Here is an 18070-nt window from a genome sequence, read left to right on the forward strand (position 1 = left end):
ACTACATTCGCGTTTGAGGAGTCTGCTTACACCAATCCAGGATTTGGAGGGGACGCCATGAACGCTAAACTTCATATCGACGGATCATTCCAAGCGATGCGACAAGCACTCGACGAGGCCAACAGTGCTTTTGAGAGTGGTGGGGCGGATACCCACCGGGACGCGATGCAGCGGCTCGGGCGCGTGGTGATGAATTCGATAGCAGAGATCATTGAAACCGACGGTGGAACGGATGGCTACCTTTATGATGCGGAGGGCATCGCTCAGGATATCGAGTCCTGTTACCACAAGCTTGTTCAGGAGGAGGAAGCGGCGGAGCCAAACTTCAATCCTCGCCAGTCGAGCCACGGAACCATAAATTACCGTCAACAGGGGGTTGGTCGATGATCACAGGCACGGACTTACTGCAGATTTCACTCGCCCGAGTTAACATGGATCGGACCGATCTGGAGGCGGCCGGCGTAATCGAACGAGGCGAGGCGGGTGACAGGGCTTGGTCGAAATTCGGGCGCGACATGGACACCTTCATATTGAAGCTTCCAGAGTGGCGACGTGCAGCGCTCGCCGAGGCGATTCTAGAACGATCGAACCGCCAACAAGGCTCGTCACATTAATTCAGCCGCACCAGTCGTCCTTCCCAATAGTCGGCCGCTAGGTGCTCAATACAGCGCCATTCGGTTTCGCCCCGGCTACGCTCTTTCCCGAACGAGCCCCAGCGCTTGCAGCCCTCATGGCCGCACCAGTGCTCGAAATGCACCGGCGAATTCGGGTGAACCATAATGTCGTCAGTCATGACTGTCTGCCTTCAGGACGCTACTGCGCGGCTCCATCACCCGCAGGCACCTTTCCCAGTATTCCTCGACCATCTGCGTTGCAAGCCGGGCCGTGGCACTGTAGCCGGCGTTGGGCGTCGGAGGGCTTCCCTTGTGGGTTTTAGGATATGATCCAGCCCAGTACCATTTGCCTTTTGTTGGCCCATGCATCTCTTTCCTGATGCGGCCGATGTATGCCGTCCCATCCATCCCGGTCCAGTCGGTTTCGCTGGGCGGGTCGTTCTTGTCGAGCTGCGTGCGGTACCATTGGTATTTGGGCTGGTAGTCGGTCATGGCTTAGATTACCATGATTCCGGGCCGAAAATCGGTTGCCAATTCACTATTTGTTCACGGGTGTTTTGTGGCCGATTTCGACCTTGCTTGGAAACCGGTTTCCCGGTAAATAACGCCCCACAGAGAAAATCGGTTACTCTTAATCAGCGGGTCGTAGGTTCGAACCCTACATCACCCACCATTCTCTCTTTTTAAGTCATGGCGTTGATTTGATTTGCCTTCGGGCAGGTCGGTTTTCGCTGTTGGCAAATTCTCCTCTCTGTATATTTAAATCCTGAGCGAAAATTTCACCTTTTCCGCGTTGCGGCTTGCTGTTCCGGTCGAAGCGATTAAAAGGGGCGGCATTGATCATGAGTGACTTCTGTTCGCGCGAAGATTGCGCCCATTTGATATGTGGCCAGCGACTTCGCGGTGACTGCCGACAAGGATCCAAAGCATGCGCGATCTTATCGCCCGTTTCTTTTCCTATTACCGGCCGCACCGGCGTCTCTTCATTCTGGACTTTTCCTGCGCTGTGACGTCCGGGCTGCTGGAACTGGGTTTCCCCATCGCCGTCAAGCTGTTCATCGATGTGCTGTTGCCGACAGGGCAGTGGGGCTATGTCGCGGCGGCTTCTGCAGGTCTGATGGTGATCTATCTTGTCAATGGCGGGTTGATGGCTATCGTCACCTATTGGGGCCATATGCTCGGGATCAACATCGAGACCGAGATGCGGCGCAAGGCCTTCGATCACCTGCAGAAATTGTCTTTCGGCTATTTCGACAACCAGAAGACCGGCCATCTCGTCGCCCGCTTGACCAAGGACCTGGAGGAGATCGGCGAGGTTGCCCATCACGGCCCGGAAGACGTGTTTATTGCCATCATGACGCTGATCGGCGCCTTCCTGTTAATGTTCTCGGTAAATCCGAAACTGGCGATGATCACTGCACTGGTGCTGCCGCTGACGGCTTGGCTGACCACCCGCTACGGCGGCCGGATGACCCGCAACTGGCAGGCGCTCTACAATCGTGTCGGTGATTTCAACGCCCGCATCGAGGAAAATGTCGGCGGCATCCGCGTCGTGCAGGCGTTCGCCAACGAGGATCACGAACGCGGATTGTTCGAGAAGGACAACCAGCGCTATCGCAAGACCAAGCTCGATGCCTACCGGATATTGGCCGTATCGACGACGCTGAGCTATCTCTCCATGCGTCTCGTCCAGATGGTCGTGCTGGTCGCCGGCAGCTATTTCGTGTTGAGCGGCGAGCTGACGGCCGGCGGGTTCGTCGGGTTCCTGCTTCTGGTCGGCGTGTTCTTCCGCCCGGTCGACAAGATCAATTCGGTCATCGAGACCTATCCCAAGGGCATTGCCGGTTTTCGCCGCTATATCGATTTTCTCGATACGCGCCCTGATATCGCCGATAGACCGGATGCCCGCGATGTGTCCGGGCTGAAGGGCAATATCCGCTATAACAAGGCTTCGTTCGGCTATCGGGAATCGAAGGCGATCGTCAAGGATTTGAGCATCGATATCCGCGCTGGCGAGACGGTGGCTTTCGTTGGCCCTTCAGGTGCCGGAAAGACGACGATCTGTGCTCTCTTGCCGCGCTTCTACGAGGTAACCGGCGGCTCCATCACCATCGACGATATCGACATCCGCGACATGAGCCTGCGGTCGCTGCGCAATCATATCGGCATCGTTAGCCAGGATGTCTTCCTGTTTGCCGGCTCCTTACGCGAAAATATCGCTTATGGACGGCTTGATGCCAGCGAGGCGGATATTGTCGAGGCAGCCCGCAAGGCGCGGCTTGAAAACGTCATCGCCGACCTGCCGCAGGGGCTCGACACGGTCGTGGGCGAGCGCGGAGTCAAACTGTCGGGCGGACAGAAGCAGCGCTTGGCGATTGCCCGGATTTTTCTGAAGAACCCGCCGATCCTGATCCTCGATGAAGCGACATCGGCGCTCGACACCGAAACCGAACGCGCCATCCAGCAATCCCTTTCGGAATTGTCGAAGGGACGAACGACACTGGTCATCGCCCATCGGCTGGCGACGATCACCCAGGCCGACCGCATTCTCGTCGTAAACGAGGGCGCGATTGTCGAGGATGGCAGTCATGCTGAACTTTTGGGCAAGAACGGTCTCTACAGCCGCCTCAGTCAGTTGCAGTCCGGGTAAGCCAGGCTGGCAAAGGAACCTTGGCGACGGTCGGGCGTTTTGTCTCCACTGTTCAAAAAGGAGAACGACATGCAGTGGATTTCAAAGCCTTTGCTCGCGGGTGCGATGCTTCTGACGGGAGCCGGCTTTGCGTCCGCCGGCATGATGGCAACGACTGCAACTGATCTGACGGTTTATTCCGGACCGAGTGCGGACTATCCGTCCGTCGGTATTGCCACGCGTGGCAGCGCTGCGGCGCTTGATGGCTGCCTTGAAGGCGAAAGCTGGTGCCGGATCGACGTCAACGGTCTGCGTGGCTGGGTGTACGCGAAGGAATTGACGGTCGATTACGATGGCGCGCCGGTCATCATTCAGGACCGCCGCGCTGATCTCGGGGTTCCGGTGGTCACCTACGAAAAGACCGTGGTCGTCGACGGTCCTTCATCGCCGGCACCCGGTGATGAACTGGTTGGCACCGTTGATAGCAGCGGCGCAATCATCCCGCCGCCGGAAGTGCGCACCTATATCGATGGCGCTCCGATGGATGCCGTCACCTATGATGGCGAAGTGGTCGTTGGAGCGACGCTGCCCGGTGACATGGTGATTACCCAGGTGCCGAATTACCAGTACAGCTACGTGCGCATCAATCACCGGCCGATGCTGGTCGATCCGCAAAGCCGCCGTATTGTCTATGTGTATGAGTAAGCTGAATGAAAATCGGGCCGCAGAAAATGCGGCCCGTCCTGGTATTGTTCCGAGCTGGGGCTGCCGATGACCTCCCGTACACTTTTGCTCGGCGTCATCGCACTTATCGTCGGTTCGATCCTGAGCATCCTCGCCGTCCAACATTTTGCGCCGGACGAAAGCTCCAATAGCTTGGTGCCACCAGACCCGCTGGTGGTCACACCGGAAAATGCAGCCGAGGAAACCAAATAGCAGCCGGCCTGGTTAGCCGCTCCATCTCCCATTATGCGCCGATTGCGAAATCCTGCCTCAGAGCTGTCTCACATGCTTTCGTCAAAGCGGCAGGGTCGCGTACTCCGCCTTGGTACAGCCGAACAATAGCGGCGGCGCAGATTTGCATATCTGCGTCCGAGCCGGTCGTCTGATGTGCCTTGCAAAACTGATCGAAAACCTGACGCAAGATGTCGATATCTTCGCTGCACAGGGCGTCGGCGTGCGGATTGAAATATGCCATTGTTGTTCCTCCTTTTGAGGATGGACGTTGTGTCCTGAGCCGCCGTCGATGGAAGAGCGGCCGTTATGGCTGCAGTTTAGCGCGATTTGAATGCAGCGCTATTCACTAAGACATGTGCTGCGATGCCACGAAAAGTTTTTGTCAGGCAACCTTTTGCGTGTTCAGGCCTTTTCCTCAAAACAGGGAAAGTTTTGTCATGGCTGCGTTCTATTTCAAAGTAATCGACAATGACGGCACAATTCCGGCCGATGATCCATTTGATTTCCCGGATCTGATTGCCGCCATCCGCCAGGCAAAGATCGTGCTGGCCGAAATGGCGCTCGACGGGTTGCCGGAGGATCCGGTCAAAGCTTTGGAAATCGAGGTGCAGAACGCAGATCACAGGCCTGTCGTCAGAATGAAACTGGAGTTGCAGATCCACTGGTCTACCGCGTAGCAATGCCGGTCGTTGCTGCTTCAATGGTCTGAACGGCTTTCAGTATCGCTGGAACAACCAACCGGGCGCCCGTATCGGACGGGTGATCGTCATCGAAGTAAAACACCTTGTCAGCGCTCAGACTGTTGATGCAGCGACCCTTTACGAAGCTGTTGCAGAAGTAATCAGCCGGCCGGACACGGAAAAGGTTGGGATGAGAGAGGGCATCGAAGGCTGCGATCACCGCGCCGTTTCGCTGCCGATACCGCGCGTAGCTGGTGCTGAGTTCCAAGTTCCGGATACCCGCCATCGCCGTTTTTGCTACGATGTCCGGAACGTTCCATCCGGCCTCGGGGATCGGATAGACCAGCACGACGCTGTGGCCGGAATCGAGATAGGCCCGGATATCTTCCACATATTGCGTCAGCACTCGTGCCTTGCGCGCCGGATCATCCTGTTTGGCGTGCTCGTCAAGGCGGTCCAGCAGATCGGCATAGGTCGGCTGCAGCGGTTCGATACCACCCTCGCCATTGTCAAACGGCGTGCCGTCGACATAGAGGCTCCAGCGGCTCGCCATGATGATGGTCTGCATGCCGCTCGTGCGGATGTAATTCTCGATGCCGGTAAAAAACGGGTTGCAGCGCAGCTTGTATTTCGGGTTGGACACATAGAATCCGGAAAAGCCGACACAGGCCGAGTGCGCCATCACATAGAGATCGACATTGGCTGCATCGAAGCTGCGGAGCGCCTCCCCACCAAGGGCTCCGGCGTGCGAATCGCCGATTAGGATGGTCTTGCTGCTGGCCGAATGTTTCGTCAGGCATTCCCGGACAGGATGGGGCAGGGAGGTTTCGCCCTTGTCGAACAGGCAGGTATCCATGACGGGATCGTGATGCTGCTGTTCGGCAAGAGCGGTCAATGCAGTCTGCGGCAAGCGGAACTGCAGGCCGTTGCTTGATGTGCCATAAAACCCGATGCCGATGAAAAGTAATGCCGTTATGCCACCGGCACTAAGAATGCGGGCGGGCGTCGGTAGCAGCCGCGCCGAGCCTGTCGTGCGGAACGGCGTCTCGATGAACCGCCAGGACAGATAGGCAAGGCCGACGGAGGTAAGCGCCAGGATGCTCATCAACACCAGCGACGGTTCCGTGATGCTGCGGATGCGGGCGAAGGCAAAGACCGGCTGGTGCCAGAGATAAAGGCTGTAGCTGATCAATCCGATACCGACCATCGGACGCGTCGAAAGCAGCCGGGCAGTGACAGTGCCTTGTGACCCGAAGAGGATGATCAGCACGGCGCCCAGAACAGGAACGAGTGCATAGAGTGAGGGGAAGGGCGTCGTCTGATCGTAGTCGAAAATCGAAAAGACGATGATGCCCAGTCCGGCAAGCGACAGGATGTTGCTTTTATAGTGTTTACCGCCGGTTAGCAGGAAAGCGCAGAGCGAGCCCGCCAGCAGTTCCCAGGCGCGGGTGTTCGGCAGGTAGAAATTGGCGGTCTCGAAATTGATCGAGCCGTATTGGGCAAGCAGCAGGCTGGCGAGCGCCACGGCGGATATGGCGGCGATCAGCGCCCGCCGCCCAAACCGCCAGATCAGCATGACGAAAAGCGGAAACAGCATGTAATACTGTTCTTCGACGGCAAGGCTCCAGGTGTGCAGCAGCGGCTGTTCTTCCGATGCGGCTGCGAAATAACCGCCGCTCTCATGCCAGAAGAGGAAGTTGGAGCCGAACAGGCAGACGGCGATAATGCTGCGGGCGAAACTTGCCATCTGCGCCGGCAGCATCCAGGCCCAGGCAAACGGCAGGCAGCACGCCAGCACGAAAAACAGCACGGGCAGAATGCGGCGGGCCCGGCGTTCGTAGAATTTAAGCAGCGAGAAATGGCCCTTTTCGCGTTCCGCGATGATAATCGAGGTGATCAGATATCCGCTGATGACGAAGAAGATATCGACGCCGACGAAGCCGCCGCCGAACTGCTGGAACCCGGCGTGAAACAGCACCACAGGTATAACGGCGACGGATCGGAGGCCGTCGATTTCACGTCGATAGTTCATGGCTGGCCCCGGCGAGATCCCAATCCTGGATGGCTCGGCAGGATGCGACGGCTTGCTGGCACGGATCAAGTCTGTCCTGTGGAAAAGAGTGGAAAACCAAGACCATATGTTGGCGAGCAGACGTTTTGACACGGCAATCCGGCTTCTGCAGAAGCTGCATCCTGCGCTGGCCTTGGAAGGGGCCTGCGCAGGATGGCATGAGGACTGTCGCGCGGATTTCGTTGCTAATCCCGAAACAGCTTCCAGCGGGTCGGACGGAAGGAGATGCGGGAGCGGTCGGAGGTGATTTTTTCCGGCGGCAGTTCGATCTCGACCTTATTATTGGCGGCACCGATATCGAGTTCGACATGGCGCGTTCCGGCAACGCGGCGCGTCACCGTGACGAGGCCGGTAATGCAGCCGTCGCTGCTGTCGAGCAGTTCGATATCGTGCGGGCGGAAATAGAGCTGGCCGGGGCCATCGGCTTCGCCCTGCGCGCTGACGCCGATCGACCGGTCCTTGATCCAGAGCTGGCCGTTTTCGACCCGCACAGGCAGGATGTTGGACTGGCCGATGAAGCCGAAGACGAAGGGGGAGTTCGGCGTGTCGTAGATTTCGTCGGGCGTGCCGATCTGCTCGATCTTGCCCTTGCTCATGACGACGACCCGGTCGGCGAGTTCCAGCGCTTCATCCTGATCGTGCGTAACGAAAACCGTCGTGTGGCCGGTGCGATCGTGGATCTCGCGCAGCCAGCGGCGCAGTTCCTTACGCACCTGCGCGTCGAGTGCGCCGAACGGCTCGTCGAGGAGAAGGACATTGGGTTCCACCGCCATTGCGCGGGCCAGCGCCACGCGCTGGCGCTGGCCGCCGGAGAGCTGCGCCGGGTAGCGTTTTTCAAGTCCGCTCAGCTGAACGAGGTCGAGCAGCTCGAGCGCGCGCTTGCGGATGTCGGCCTTGGAGGGCCGGCGGCCGGCCGGCCGGATCGTCAGGCCGAAGGAGACGTTGTCAAGCACCGTCATGTGTCGGAACAGGGCGTAATGCTGGAACACAAAACCGATGTTGCGCTGCTGCACGGTTTTGCGCGAGGCATCCTCGTTGCCGAAATAGACAGTACCGTCGGTCGGGCTTTCAAGGCCTGCGATCAGCCGCAGCAACGTCGTTTTGCCGGAGCCGGAAGGGCCGAGCAGGGCGATCAGTTCGCCGGAGCGGATATCGAGCGAGACGTCGTTCAGCGCCGGAAAGCGGCCGAATTCCTTGCGTATGTTTTGAACGCGAACTTCCATGGAAACTATGACCTTTCAGTGCCGGCGGCTGGCGGCGATCTGTTCGCTGTACTTCATTTCAAGCAGCGACTTCAGAACGAGGGTGACGAGAGCCAGCAGGGCGAGAAGCGTTGCGACGGCAAAGGCGGCAACGAAATTATATTCATTGTAGAGAATTTCCACCTGCAGCGGCATGGTGTTGGTCAGTCCACGGATATGTCCGGAAACGACGGAGACTGCGCCGAATTCACCCATGGCACGGGCGTTGCAGAGCAGGACACCATAGAGCAGGCCCCATTTGATGTTGGGCAGCGTGACATACCAGAATGTCTGCCAGCCGCTTGCCCCGAGTGACAGGGCGGCTTCTTCATCGCTGGTTCCCTGTTCCTGCATCAGCGGGATTAGTTCGCGGGCAACGAAGGGGAAGGTGACAAACACTGTTGCCAGCACGATGCCGGGAACCGCAAACAGGATCTGGATGCCGTGGTGCTGCAGCCAGGGCCCAAGCAGGCTGTGCGAGCCGAACAAAAGCACGAAGACCAAGCCGGAAATGACTGGAGAAACCGAAAAGGGCAGGTCGATCAAGGTGGTCAGAAACGCCTTGCCCTTGAATTCGAATTTGGCGATCGCCCATGCGGCGGCAATGCCGAACACCAGATTGAGCGGCACGGCGATCACGGCGACCAGCAGCGTCAACTTGATCGCGGCAAAGGTTTCCGGATCCGCCAGTACGGTCAGGAATTCGCCGGGGCCATTGCGCATCGCCTCGGTGAACACGGCTGCGAGCGGCAGAACGAGGAACAGTGCCACGAAACAGAGCGCTGTGCCGATCAGTCCGTAGCGCGCATACCGGCTTTCGGAGGTGGCGACCCGGACCAGTTCCGTGTTGCCGGTACCGGTTGTTGTGGTCTCATGCGCCATAGCCGTATCTCCTCCTGCTCCAGGCCTGGATCATATTGATGATCAACAGCATGGCAAACGAGATGATCAGCATGACGGCGGCGATGGCGGTTGCGGCCGGATAGTTGAATTCCTCCAGGCGGATGACGATCAAAAGAGGGGCGATTTCCGAGATATAGGGAAGGTTGCCGGCGATGAAGATTACCGATCCGTATTCGCCAACACCGCGGGCAAATGCCAGCGCAAACCCGGTCAGCACCGCAGGCGCAAGCCCCGGCAGAAGCACGCGTCTGATGGTCTGGAAGCGATTGGCACCCAACGTGGCGGCTGCTTCCTCAACCTCCTTGTCGATTTCCTCCATGATCGGCTGCACGGTTCTGACGACGAAGGGCAGGCCGACGAAGACCAGTGCAAAGACGATGCCGATCGGCGTGAAGGCGATCTTGATGCCGAGCGGCGCCAGAAGGCTGCCGATCCAGCCATTCGGCGCATAAAGCGTCGTCAGCGCGATACCGGCAACGGCGGTCGGAAGCGCGAAGGGCAGGTCGACCATGGCGTCGATGATGCGCTTGCCCGGAAACCGGTAGCGCACCAGCACCCAGGCAAGGATGACGCCGAAGACGACATTGATCAGGGCCGCGACGAAGGCGGTGCCGAAACTGATGCGCAAGGCGTTGATTGTGCGCTGGTCCGTGGCGAGCGCCCAGAACGTGCTCCAGCCCAATGCGCTCGAGCGCCAGGCAAGGCCGGAGAGAGGGATGAGAATGATGAGTATGAGCCATGACAAAGTAACGCCGAGCGCCAACCCGAAACCCGGAATGACGCTCGGCTGTCTGAATTGCCACAGCGAAGCTGTGCGTGCGGTCATATAGTCTTATTGCCCCGGCTTGTAGATCTGGTCAAACAGTCCACCGTCCCCAAAATATTTTGGCTGAGCTTCCTTCCATCCGCCGAATTCGTCAATAGTGACGAGCTTCACATCGGCAAATCGCTTGATATCATTCGGATCGGCGACTTCAGGCTTGAAAGGCCGATAATAGTGTTTGGCGGCGATCTTCTGGCCGACATCCGAGTAGAGGTACTGCAGATAGGCCTCCGCCACCTTGCGTGTGCCCTTGGCATCGACATTGCCATCGACCAGCGCCACCGGCGGTTCCGCCTTGATCGAAATCGTCGGGGTGATGATGTCGAATTTGTCGGGGCCGAGTTCTTCCAGTGACAGATAGGCCTCGTTTTCCCAGGCGATCAGGACGTCGCCGAGACCGCGCTGCACGAATGTGGTGGTGGCGCCGCGTGCGCCGGTGTCCAGTACCGGAACATGCTTGAAGAGGTCAGTGACATATTCCTGGGCCTTGGTGTCGTCTCCGCCATTGGCTGCGCGTGCCCACGCCCAAGCGGCCAGGAAGTTCCAGCGGGCGCCGCCCGAGGTTTTCGGGTTCGGCGTGATCACCTGGATATCGTCCTTGACCAGATCACCCCAGTCCTTGATGCCCTTCGGGTTGCCTTTACGGACGAGGAATACGATCGTCGAGGTGTACGGAGCGCTGTTGTTTTCGAACTTCGTCTTCCAGTCTGCCGGAATCTTGCCGGTTTCCTTGACGATCGCGTCGATATCGGCTTCCAGCGCCAGCGTCACGACGTCTGCTTCCAACCCGTCGATGACCGAGCGTGCCTGCTTGCCGGACCCGCCATGTGACGTCTGGATGGTCACGGTCTCGCCCGTATCCGTCTTCCACTTTTCAGCGAAGGCCGCGTTGAAATCCTTGTAGAGTTCGCGCGTCGGATCGTAGGAGACATTGAGGATCGTCGTATCGGCGAAAGCAACGCCGAGCCCGCCGATCTGGATGCTGGAGGCGAGAAGCGCCACCGTAAAGAATTTCGTGAGTCGTTTCGCTCGCATGTCTACCTCCGTTGTTAGCAGCCATACTCTATTCATTAAGTGGAATTTTATAACGCAGAACTTTCCCTTTGCGCGTGCAGCCGGAGAAAGTCCTGCTCTTTGCACAGCGCAATATCGAAATCATTTGCTTCAGAGCGGCCACTGCGATCCGTTCTCAGGAATAAGTTACCACGCCGGGACCGACTGCGGAACGTCAATCGTAAGGGAAGCCGATAAAGCCCCGACGGCGCGCAACCAGCTTGAGTGACCGGTCCGGCATGACCACATAGGTCTCTTCGATCCGCTCGCCGTAAGGGCCGTAGAAATTGTTATGAAGGGTGCTTCCGACCGGCGCTTTCCTGAGTTTGGTGCGCGGCTGGCCGCCATAGGTTATGCTGCCGGGAATAGGCTCGGGCCCGCGATAGGATCCACCATAGGACTGCGTTTCGACGCAGGACGTTAGAAACAGGGCGGCAAGGGCCGCAACGATCATTTTTTTCATTGTCGAACTCCCAACCGGGGACCTCCTGATCCCTTCCATCTGTGACATAACGCTTCTGCGATGATTTTCCAGCGCGTTGGAACAAGCCGCTTCTTTTGCCACTGACAAGATCGGAACCTGATTGCGCGTGTGGTCCTGGATGCCGTAAATGCCAGCGAATCGGCAAGGGCGGGCAGTGAGGTTTCACGGCGCACACATCACAGCAAATGCGCGCGAAAATGTTATCCGCCGTGGTAAGGCCGAAATTGCGTGTGAAACAGGCCGCCGGCAAAAGAGGCCGGGCGATAATGCCGCGCCGCGAAGGTGCGAGGCTGAAGAGGAAAGAGACATGGCGGACACCGTCGGTTTAAGTACACCGGAAGATGTTTTGTCGTTCTGGTTCGGCGAGTTGCAGCCGCAGGATTGGTTCAAGCCGCATCCGGAACTCGACAGCCAGTGCGAGCAACGTTTCCGATTGGCACATTTGGAATTGGCGCGGGCCGTGCCGCCGGAATGGCGTGCCACACCGATGGCCCGGCTCGCCACCATCGTGCTGCTCGACCAGATGCCGCGCAACATGTATCGCGGTACGCCGCTGGCCTTTGCGACCGACGGTCTGGCCCTGCGGGAGGCGGCTCTTGCACTTGAGGCGGGTGCGGATAGCGGCCTTTCCGTTGATCAGCGTGTCTTCCTTTACCTGCCGTTCGAACATTCTGAAAATCTTGTCGACCAGACGCGATCGGTGGCGCTTTTCACGGATCTGGGCGATGCGAACTATCTGGATTACGCCATCCGGCACCGCGAGGTTATCCGGCAGTTTGGCCGCTTCCCGCATCGCAATTCAATTTTAGCACGGGTCTGCACCCCGGCGGAGGTCACGTTTCTCTCCCAGCCAGGTTCAAGATTTTGACCCGTCCGGGCTCCAACGGATGACCGGAGACCGCAAATCCGATTTTGCATCCGGCTGCTGCCCGGCCTATTGAAAGCCAAACTGTCCGCGCTGCGCCTCGATTCTGTTCCAGCTGCGCTCTGCCGGAAAAGGGATATGTGATTGTCGATGATATCGAAACTGTTTGCCGCCTTTCTGTGTTTGTGGATGTTTGCCGCATCGGCGGCCGTCATGGCGCAGGAGCCGGCTGTCCAGGCCACGCCGCAGCAGCCGGTTGCCGCAGCGGCGAGCCCGCAGGCTCAGGCCGCCGAGCAGCTGGACGTGGCTCGCAAGAACCTTGCAAGACTGACTGATCAGACGAAAAATGCCGCAGATGACGATAGCCGTCTGGCGGAACTGAAGGTCGAGGTTGATGCGGCGACGAAGCAGATCATTTCGATATCGGTCGCCACCCGGCCCCGCCTGGACGAAATCAAGGCGCGTCTTGCCGAGCTTGGCGACCCGCCAGCGGAAGGTGCGCCGCCGGAGACGGATGTCGTCTCACAGGAGCGCAAGCGCCTTCTTGCCGAAAGGGGCGAGATCAACGCGCTGACGGGAACGGCGGAAGACCTGTCGATCCAGACAACCAAGCTGTCGAACGGCATCACCGCCACGCGGCGCGCGCTGTTCAGCAACACGCTTCTCAAACACACCGACATCAATGGTTCGATGGTGATGGATGCGATGGCCTCGCTGACGCTGGAACGGCAGGCCTTTACCCGCACCGTTGGCAGCTGGCTGACATTTGCGTGGAATTTCAAGCGCTTGCAGCTGCTGACAGCGCTGTTTCTGTCCTTATGCGCAGCCCTGGTCCTATTGTTGGGCACCCGAAAACTGTTTTTTCCGTTGATCCATCGCGAACCGCTGAGCGAAGAACCGGGCTATATCACCCGCCTGTCGGTGGCGTTCTGGTCGACAATGATTCCGACAGCGGCAATGGCGGTCTTCGCGGCCACAAGCTATTTCTTTCTTCAGGCTTTCAAGGTTTTACGGCCCGATATTGCGCCGATCATCTCGGCCACGCTGGCAATCTGCGTCGCACTGCTGTTTGTATCAACCTTGTCGAATGCCGTTCTCGCGCCGAAGCAAAGTATCTGGCGGCTGGTGCGTGTTTCCGATCGCGGTGCGCGCCGCCTGGCACTGTCGATCTTTGCCATGGCCGCCATCAACGGTCTCGACTATCTCGCCGGCACGATCAGCGAGGTCATGGGCTCGCCGGTGGTCCTGACGGTTGTCAAAAGCCTGATTGCCACCATCATCACCGGCATCATCCTGATGGCGATGTCCCTGATCAAACCGATCGTCCCGGCCGGAGAGACATTGCAGGGTCAGGGCAAGCCCTGGCCCCGCGCCGTTTTTCTGCTATTCGTTTTCACCGGCATATTGCTGATCATTGCCGCGCTGGCGGGCTATGTCGGCCTTGCCCGGTTCATCGCCACCCAAATCGTCATGACCGGTGCCATTCTGGTGACGATGTATATCGGTGTTTTGACCGGCAAGGCCGTTGCCAAGCAGAACGCGCTCGCCGACACGGTGGTCGGCCGCTACCTCGAAAAGCGGTTCGGACTGGAGCAAGTTGCGCTGGACCAGACAGGATTGGCAGCAGGCCTCGGCATCTACGTGCTGGTGGTCCTGTTCTTCATACCGCTGATCCTGCTGCAGTGGGGTTTCCAGATCGCCGATATCGAGGCGTGGGCCTACCGTATTTTCACCGATATCAACATTGGCAGCATCAAGATCTCGATCGTCGGCATCCTGGCCGGGATATTGCTGTTTGCCGGCGGCTATGTGGTCACCCGCTGGTTCCAGCGCTGGCTCGACGGCAATGTCATGGCCCGCAGCCGAGTCGATACGGGCGTGCGAAACTCCGTCAAGACCGGCATCGGCTATCTCGGCATCGGTCTTGCCGGGCTCATCGGCATTTCGGCGGCAGGCTTTGATCTGTCGAACCTTGCACTTGTCGCCGGTGCCCTGTCTCTCGGCGTCGGTTTCGGCCTGCAGAACATCGTTTCCAATTTCGTCTCCGGCCTCATCCTTCTCGTCGAGCGGCCGTTCAAGGTCGGAGACTGGGTGGTGACCGGCACGACGGAAGGTTTCGTCAAGCGCATCTCCGTCAGGGCAACCGAGATCGAGACATTCCAGCGGCAGACGATCATGGTGCCGAATTCACTGTTCATCAACGCGTCCGTCGGCAACTGGACCCACAAGAACAAGCTCGGCCGTTCGGATATTCCCGTGACCGTCAGCTATGACAGTGCACCAAGGCAGGTGATGGAAACGCTGTTGCAAATAGCAGCTATCCATCCGCTGGTGCTAAAAAATCCGGAACCACAGGCTGTCTTCACCGCCTTCGGCGATGCGACCATGACCTTCGAACTGCGGGTCTATCTGGCCGATATCGTCAATGGCAACGGCGTGCGCAACGATCTCCGGCTGGCGATCTACGAACGCTTCAAGGACGAAGGTCTCGGGGCACCCTTTCCGAAGGAGGAATTGGAGCCGGAGACGTTGCCGCCGGGTCCGGAAGCCGATGCCGTGGCTTTGGGGGCCGAGGCTGCCGGGCCGGCTACGGTGACGACGCCGGTGCCTGAAGCTTTCAAGCGCAGCGGAACGCAACGTCGCCCCCGGCGGGTCACCGTCGATGGAGTGGGCGACAGGGACTGAAGCCTGGTGGTCTATAAAGAAGAGCATAGGCCGCCCGGGCCGCCCGGGCCAGCCGTCGCCGTGAGCTTGGTTTTGGCATTTGGAGCGACCTTCGGGGGCCGGTGTCTCCAATTTGCGCGCAAGACGCGTCTGGTCGTGCAGCATGATGATTATGTCGTAGACAGGCTCTAGTCTCGGTTCCGCAAACTTTAAAATCCGGTTTCAATATTCAATCAGGGTCGCACGCAATGGCAGAGTTTCCGCAAAAGGCGAAGGTCGTTATCATCGGGCTGGGGGGCATCGTCGGCGCGTCGATCGCCCATCACCTGATCGAGCGGGGCTGGGACGATATCGTCGGCATCGACAAGTCGGGCATTCCGACCGACATCGGTTCGACGGCGCATGCTTCGGACTTCTGCTACACGACCAGCCACGACTATCTCTCGGTCTGGACCACCCAGTACTCGATCGATTTCTACGAGAAGATGGGTCACTACGCCCGCATCGGCGGCCTCGAAGTGGCCCGAACCGGCGACGACACCTGGATGGAAGAGATCAAACGCAAGCTTTCTTCCGCCAAAGCGTTCGGCACCCGCGCGCATTACGTCTCGCCGGCTGAAATCAAGCAAATGTTTCCGCTGATCGAGGAAGATCAGGTGATGGGCGGCCTGTTCGATCCAGACGCCGGCCTCGTCGTTCCGCGCTCGCAGACCGTTGCCGGCAAGCTGGTCGATGCAGCGGAAAAATCAGGCAAGCTGCAGGTCTACGGCAACACGCCGGCGAAATCGCTGATCGTCGAGGGTGGCCGCATCACGGGCGTCGTCACCCATCGCGGCACGATCATGGCCGACCATGTCATCGTCTGCGCCGGCATCTGGGGCCGCCTGATTGCCGAAATGGTCGGCGAGGACCTGCCGGTCATGCCGGTCGATCACCCGCTGACGTTCTTCGGTCCGTACAACGAGTTCGAAGGCACCGGCAAGGAGATCGGCTTCCCGCTTCTGCGCGACCAGGGCAACTCCGCCTATATGCGCGACACCGGCGACCCGAAGACCACCGAGGGCGGCCAGATCGAGTGGGGTTATTACGAGACCACCAATCCGCGCCTCTGCCACCCGCGCGACATTCTGGAAAAGCACGAGGCGCGCCTGTCGCCGTCACAGCGCGATCTCGACATGGAGCAGATCCTCGAGCCGCTCGAGCGCGCCATGGAGCTGACGCCGATCCTCGGCGAACTCGGCTATAATGAAAGCCACTCCTTCAACGGCCTGCTGCAAGTCTCCGCCGGCGGCGGCGCGTCCTGCGGCGAGAGCCAGAAGGTGCGGGGCCTCTGGTACTGCGTTGCCATCTGGGTCAAGGACGGTCCAGGTTACGGCAAGCTGATTGCCGACTGGATGACTGATGGGCGCACCGAGATCGACCACAACTCGATCGATTACGCGCGCTTCTATCCGCATCAGTTGGAGGAAAAATTCATCGAGGGCCGCACCTACGAGGCCGCGCAAAAAATCTACTTCCCCGCCGTGCACAACCGCGAGCCCTATGCCTCCGGCCGCAACATCAAGCGCTCACCTTTCTATGATCGTGAGAAGGAACTCGGCGGCTACTTCATGGAACTCGGCGGCTGGGAGCGTGCGCACGGTTATGCCGCCAATGAGCACCTGTTGGAAAAGTATGGCGATAAGGTTCCCGTGCGCGAGAACGAGTGGGACAACCGCCATTTCTGGCGCGTCTCCAATGCCGAACATCTGGCGATGACCGACGATTGCGGCATCGTCAACCTCTCGCACTTTCACATGGTCGATATCGAAGGCCCGGATCACGTCGAACTGCTTGAATGGCTGTGTGCGGCCAAGATCGGCGGCGACGGCAATATCGGCAAGGGCATCTATACCCACTTCCTGGATGACGAGGGCATGGTGCGCGCCGACTTTACCGTCATCCGCATGGCAGACCGCTGCCGTCTGATCAACGGCGCCGATGCCGGCCCGCGCGACTTTCACTATATGCGCCGCGTTGCGCAAGACCGTGGCCTCGACGTCACCATCACCGATGTGACCGAAAAATTCATCACCATCGGTATCTGGGGGCCGAATGCCCGCGATACGCTGAAGAAGGTCGTTGCCGATCCGTCGGGCCTTAATGCGGAAAACTTCGCCTTCGCCGCGATCAAGCAGATCGAGATCGGGGGCAAGCCCGTTACCGCCTTCCGCATCTCCTATGTTGGCGAGCAGGGCTGGGAACTGCATATGAAATACGAGGACGGCCTGGCTGTCTGGGATGCGCTGAGGGCGACCGGCGTCATGGCCTTCGGCGTCGAGACCTATGCGAATTCGCGCCGCATGGAAAAGAGCCTGCGTCTGCAGAACGCCGACCTTCTCACTCAGTACAACCTTATCGAAGCTGACCTTGCGCGACCAAAGGTCAAGGACGCCGACTTCCGCGGCAAGGAAAAACATCTGGAGTACAAGGCGCGTGCGCATCAGCCCGCCATGCTCTGCACGCTTGTGATGACTGAAAACACCGACAAGACCGGGGTGAAGCGCTACCCGCTCGGCAACCTGCCGGTCATGGACCCGGAAACCGGCGAGGTGCTGATCGACGAGCTCGGCCGCCGGTCCTACACGACCTCGATCGCCTTTGGCCCGACCGTCGGCAAGAACATCGCGCTTGCCTATCTACCGCACGCCTATTGCCAGGTGGGCCGCAAGCTGAACATCGAGTACTTTGCCGAGACCTATCCGGTCGAGGTGGTCGGGATCGGCTACAAGCCGCTCTACGACCCGGAAAACCTGAAGCCGAAAAGCTGACCTTTATCCAACAATCTGCAAACAATCCCGGCGCATCCGCTTACCCGAGCGGATGCGCTTTTTTTCATATCGCTGGCCCGAACGCGTTCATCGCGAACTGGCACTGCATCCCTTTGTCCAGTTGAAGGATGAATGCCGCCTATTCAGCCTATTCAGCCTCTATTCAGCCGCCCCGCATTATTTATCATGCAATTTCACTTGTGTGCGTTAGTCTGATGCGGGGTGAAAGGCGTCCTGTCTTTTTCGGGTTCATCACCCGGAGCAGCTGGAGGCTCA

At 58.9% G+C, this 18070-nt stretch carries 19 protein-coding genes and 1 tRNA gene; 10 read left to right on the top strand and 10 right to left on the bottom strand.

The window, feature by feature from the left end:
* Positions 1-57 precede the first annotated feature (57 nt).
* Positions 58-387 (top strand): hypothetical protein, encoded by a 330-nt coding sequence (locus tag ACP7BS_RS02680; protein WP_426235909.1) that lies wholly within the window; start codon positions 58-60, stop codon positions 385-387.
* Positions 384-614, top strand: a complete 231-nt coding sequence (locus ACP7BS_RS02685; protein WP_426235911.1) for a hypothetical protein — start codon at positions 384-386, stop codon at positions 612-614. The genes ACP7BS_RS02680 and ACP7BS_RS02685 overlap by 4 nt, the downstream gene beginning before the upstream one ends.
* Here the strand turns inward: ACP7BS_RS02685 and ACP7BS_RS02690 are convergent.
* Together ACP7BS_RS02690 and ACP7BS_RS02695 are read right to left on the bottom strand one after the other, a co-directional pair.
* Positions 611-793: a hypothetical protein gene (locus ACP7BS_RS02690; RefSeq protein ID WP_426235913.1), complete on the bottom strand. Its 183-nt coding sequence runs from the start codon at positions 791-793 to the stop codon at positions 611-613. The genes ACP7BS_RS02685 and ACP7BS_RS02690 overlap by 4 nt on opposite strands.
* On the bottom strand, positions 786-1106 hold the full coding sequence (locus ACP7BS_RS02695) for a hypothetical protein (RefSeq protein WP_426235915.1): 321 nt from the start codon (positions 1104-1106) through the stop codon (positions 786-788). Before ACP7BS_RS02695 ends, ACP7BS_RS02690 begins: the two co-directional genes overlap by 8 nt.
* Before the next feature lie 58 nt (positions 1107-1164).
* Between ACP7BS_RS02695 and ACP7BS_RS02700 the strand changes: the two genes are divergently transcribed.
* Positions 1165-1287: transfer RNA gene (locus ACP7BS_RS02700), tRNA-OTHER, on the top strand.
* A gap of 15 nt (positions 1288-1302) precedes the next feature.
* On the opposite strand, the gene ACP7BS_RS02705 is transcribed toward ACP7BS_RS02700, so the two are convergent.
* Positions 1303-1458 carry a hypothetical protein gene (locus ACP7BS_RS02705; RefSeq protein WP_426235917.1) on the bottom strand — a complete coding sequence of 52 codons (156 nt, stop codon included), beginning with the start codon at positions 1456-1458 and terminating at the stop codon, positions 1303-1305.
* A gap of 84 nt (positions 1459-1542) precedes the next feature.
* On the opposite strand from ACP7BS_RS02705, the gene ACP7BS_RS02710 reads away from it, so the two are divergent.
* From ACP7BS_RS02710 to ACP7BS_RS02720, 3 genes are all read left to right on the top strand, one after another.
* Positions 1543-3264: an ABC transporter ATP-binding protein gene (locus ACP7BS_RS02710; protein WP_426235919.1), complete on the top strand. Its 1722-nt coding sequence runs from the start codon at positions 1543-1545 to the stop codon at positions 3262-3264.
* A 69-nt stretch (positions 3265-3333) separates the two neighbouring features.
* Positions 3334-3948, top strand: a complete 615-nt coding sequence (locus ACP7BS_RS02715; protein WP_426235921.1) for a DUF1236 domain-containing protein — start codon at positions 3334-3336, stop codon at positions 3946-3948.
* Positions 3949-4014: 66 nt separating this feature from the next.
* Positions 4015-4179, top strand: a complete 165-nt coding sequence (locus ACP7BS_RS02720) for a hypothetical protein (protein WP_426227855.1) — start codon at positions 4015-4017, stop codon at positions 4177-4179.
* A 31-nt stretch (positions 4180-4210) separates the two neighbouring features.
* Here ACP7BS_RS02720 and ACP7BS_RS02725 read toward each other — a convergent pair whose 3' ends face one another.
* Complete coding sequence (locus ACP7BS_RS02725; RefSeq protein ID WP_426227857.1) at positions 4211-4441, bottom strand: hypothetical protein; 231 nt, start codon at positions 4439-4441, stop codon at positions 4211-4213.
* Between the two features lie 196 nt (positions 4442-4637).
* On the opposite strand from ACP7BS_RS02725, the gene ACP7BS_RS02730 reads away from it, so the two are divergent.
* Entirely contained in the window at positions 4638-4877 is a 240-nt protein-coding gene (locus ACP7BS_RS02730) for a DUF6894 family protein (RefSeq protein ID WP_426235923.1), read from the top strand.
* Here the strand turns inward: ACP7BS_RS02730 and ACP7BS_RS02735 are convergent.
* The 6 genes from ACP7BS_RS02735 to ACP7BS_RS02760 form a co-directional block, all read right to left on the bottom strand.
* A complete protein-coding gene (locus tag ACP7BS_RS02735) occupies positions 4867-6912 on the bottom strand; it encodes an acyltransferase family protein (protein ID WP_426235925.1) in 2046 nt (681 codons plus the stop codon). The genes ACP7BS_RS02730 and ACP7BS_RS02735 overlap by 11 nt on opposite strands.
* Before the next feature lie 224 nt (positions 6913-7136).
* Positions 7137-8174: a sulfate/molybdate ABC transporter ATP-binding protein gene (locus ACP7BS_RS02740; RefSeq protein WP_426235927.1), complete on the bottom strand. Its 1038-nt coding sequence runs from the start codon at positions 8172-8174 to the stop codon at positions 7137-7139.
* 15 nt (positions 8175-8189) lie between these two features.
* The gene (gene cysW, locus ACP7BS_RS02745; protein ID WP_426235929.1) at positions 8190-9074 is read right to left on the bottom strand and encodes a sulfate ABC transporter permease subunit CysW; all 885 of its coding nucleotides are present in this window, start codon (positions 9072-9074) and stop codon (positions 8190-8192) included.
* A complete protein-coding gene (cysT, locus tag ACP7BS_RS02750; protein WP_426235931.1) occupies positions 9064-9921 on the bottom strand; it encodes a sulfate ABC transporter permease subunit CysT in 858 nt (285 codons plus the stop codon). Before cysT ends, cysW begins: the two co-directional genes overlap by 11 nt.
* A gap of 6 nt (positions 9922-9927) precedes the next feature.
* Entirely contained in the window at positions 9928-10953 is a 1026-nt protein-coding gene (locus tag ACP7BS_RS02755; protein WP_426235933.1) for a sulfate ABC transporter substrate-binding protein, read from the bottom strand.
* 193 nt (positions 10954-11146) lie between these two features.
* Positions 11147-11434 (bottom strand): membrane lipoprotein lipid attachment site-containing protein, encoded by a 288-nt coding sequence (locus tag ACP7BS_RS02760; protein WP_426227870.1) that lies wholly within the window; start codon positions 11432-11434, stop codon positions 11147-11149.
* Positions 11435-11762: 328 nt separating this feature from the next.
* On the opposite strand from ACP7BS_RS02760, the gene ACP7BS_RS02765 reads away from it, so the two are divergent.
* The 3 genes from ACP7BS_RS02765 to ACP7BS_RS02775 all read left to right on the top strand — a co-directional run bounded on the left by ACP7BS_RS02765 (position 11763) and on the right by ACP7BS_RS02775 (position 17794).
* Positions 11763-12323, top strand: coding sequence for a DUF924 family protein (locus tag ACP7BS_RS02765; RefSeq protein ID WP_426235935.1), 561 nt, complete (start codon positions 11763-11765; stop codon positions 12321-12323).
* Positions 12324-12509: 186 nt separating this feature from the next.
* Positions 12510-15005 (top strand): mechanosensitive ion channel family protein, encoded by a 2496-nt coding sequence (locus tag ACP7BS_RS02770; RefSeq protein WP_426236463.1) that lies wholly within the window; start codon positions 12510-12512, stop codon positions 15003-15005.
* 227 nt (positions 15006-15232) lie between these two features.
* On the top strand, positions 15233-17794 hold the full coding sequence (locus ACP7BS_RS02775; RefSeq protein ID WP_426235937.1) for a GcvT family protein: 2562 nt from the start codon (positions 15233-15235) through the stop codon (positions 17792-17794).
* The last annotated feature ends 276 nt before the right edge of the window (positions 17795-18070 follow it).

It is taken from the genome of Pararhizobium sp. DWP1-1-3, from assembly GCF_049896125.1.
Taxonomy (GTDB): Bacteria; Pseudomonadota; Alphaproteobacteria; order Rhizobiales; family Rhizobiaceae; genus Pararhizobium.

Excerpts from the sequence above, each read along its gene's own strand:
- ACP7BS_RS02680 (WP_426235909.1), top strand. The coding sequence starts at position 58 with ATGAACGCTAAACTTCATATCGACGGATCATTCCAAGCGATGCGACAA.
- ACP7BS_RS02685 (WP_426235911.1), top strand. The coding sequence starts at position 384 with ATGATCACAGGCACGGACTTACTGCAGATTTCACTCGCCCGAGTTAAC.
- ACP7BS_RS02690 (WP_426235913.1), bottom strand. The coding sequence starts at position 793 with ATGACTGACGACATTATGGTTCACCCGAATTCGCCGGTGCATTTCGAG.
- ACP7BS_RS02695 (WP_426235915.1), bottom strand. The coding sequence starts at position 1,106 with ATGACCGACTACCAGCCCAAATACCAATGGTACCGCACGCAGCTCGAC.
- ACP7BS_RS02705 (WP_426235917.1), bottom strand. The coding sequence starts at position 1,458 with ATGATCAATGCCGCCCCTTTTAATCGCTTCGACCGGAACAGCAAGCCG.
- ACP7BS_RS02710 (WP_426235919.1), top strand. The coding sequence starts at position 1,543 with ATGCGCGATCTTATCGCCCGTTTCTTTTCCTATTACCGGCCGCACCGG.
- ACP7BS_RS02715 (WP_426235921.1), top strand. The coding sequence starts at position 3,334 with ATGCAGTGGATTTCAAAGCCTTTGCTCGCGGGTGCGATGCTTCTGACG.
- ACP7BS_RS02720 (WP_426227855.1), top strand. The coding sequence starts at position 4,015 with ATGACCTCCCGTACACTTTTGCTCGGCGTCATCGCACTTATCGTCGGT.
- ACP7BS_RS02725 (WP_426227857.1), bottom strand. The coding sequence starts at position 4,441 with ATGGCATATTTCAATCCGCACGCCGACGCCCTGTGCAGCGAAGATATC.
- ACP7BS_RS02730 (WP_426235923.1), top strand. The coding sequence starts at position 4,638 with ATGGCTGCGTTCTATTTCAAAGTAATCGACAATGACGGCACAATTCCG.
- ACP7BS_RS02735 (WP_426235925.1), bottom strand. The coding sequence starts at position 6,912 with ATGAACTATCGACGTGAAATCGACGGCCTCCGATCCGTCGCCGTTATA.
- ACP7BS_RS02740 (WP_426235927.1), bottom strand. The coding sequence starts at position 8,174 with ATGGAAGTTCGCGTTCAAAACATACGCAAGGAATTCGGCCGCTTTCCG.
- cysW (WP_426235929.1), bottom strand. The coding sequence starts at position 9,074 with ATGGCGCATGAGACCACAACAACCGGTACCGGCAACACGGAACTGGTC.
- cysT (WP_426235931.1), bottom strand. The coding sequence starts at position 9,921 with ATGACCGCACGCACAGCTTCGCTGTGGCAATTCAGACAGCCGAGCGTC.
- ACP7BS_RS02755 (WP_426235933.1), bottom strand. The coding sequence starts at position 10,953 with ATGCGAGCGAAACGACTCACGAAATTCTTTACGGTGGCGCTTCTCGCC.
- ACP7BS_RS02760 (WP_426227870.1), bottom strand. The coding sequence starts at position 11,434 with ATGAAAAAAATGATCGTTGCGGCCCTTGCCGCCCTGTTTCTAACGTCC.
- ACP7BS_RS02765 (WP_426235935.1), top strand. The coding sequence starts at position 11,763 with ATGGCGGACACCGTCGGTTTAAGTACACCGGAAGATGTTTTGTCGTTC.
- ACP7BS_RS02770 (WP_426236463.1), top strand. The coding sequence starts at position 12,510 with ATGTTTGCCGCATCGGCGGCCGTCATGGCGCAGGAGCCGGCTGTCCAG.
- ACP7BS_RS02775 (WP_426235937.1), top strand. The coding sequence starts at position 15,233 with ATGGCAGAGTTTCCGCAAAAGGCGAAGGTCGTTATCATCGGGCTGGGG.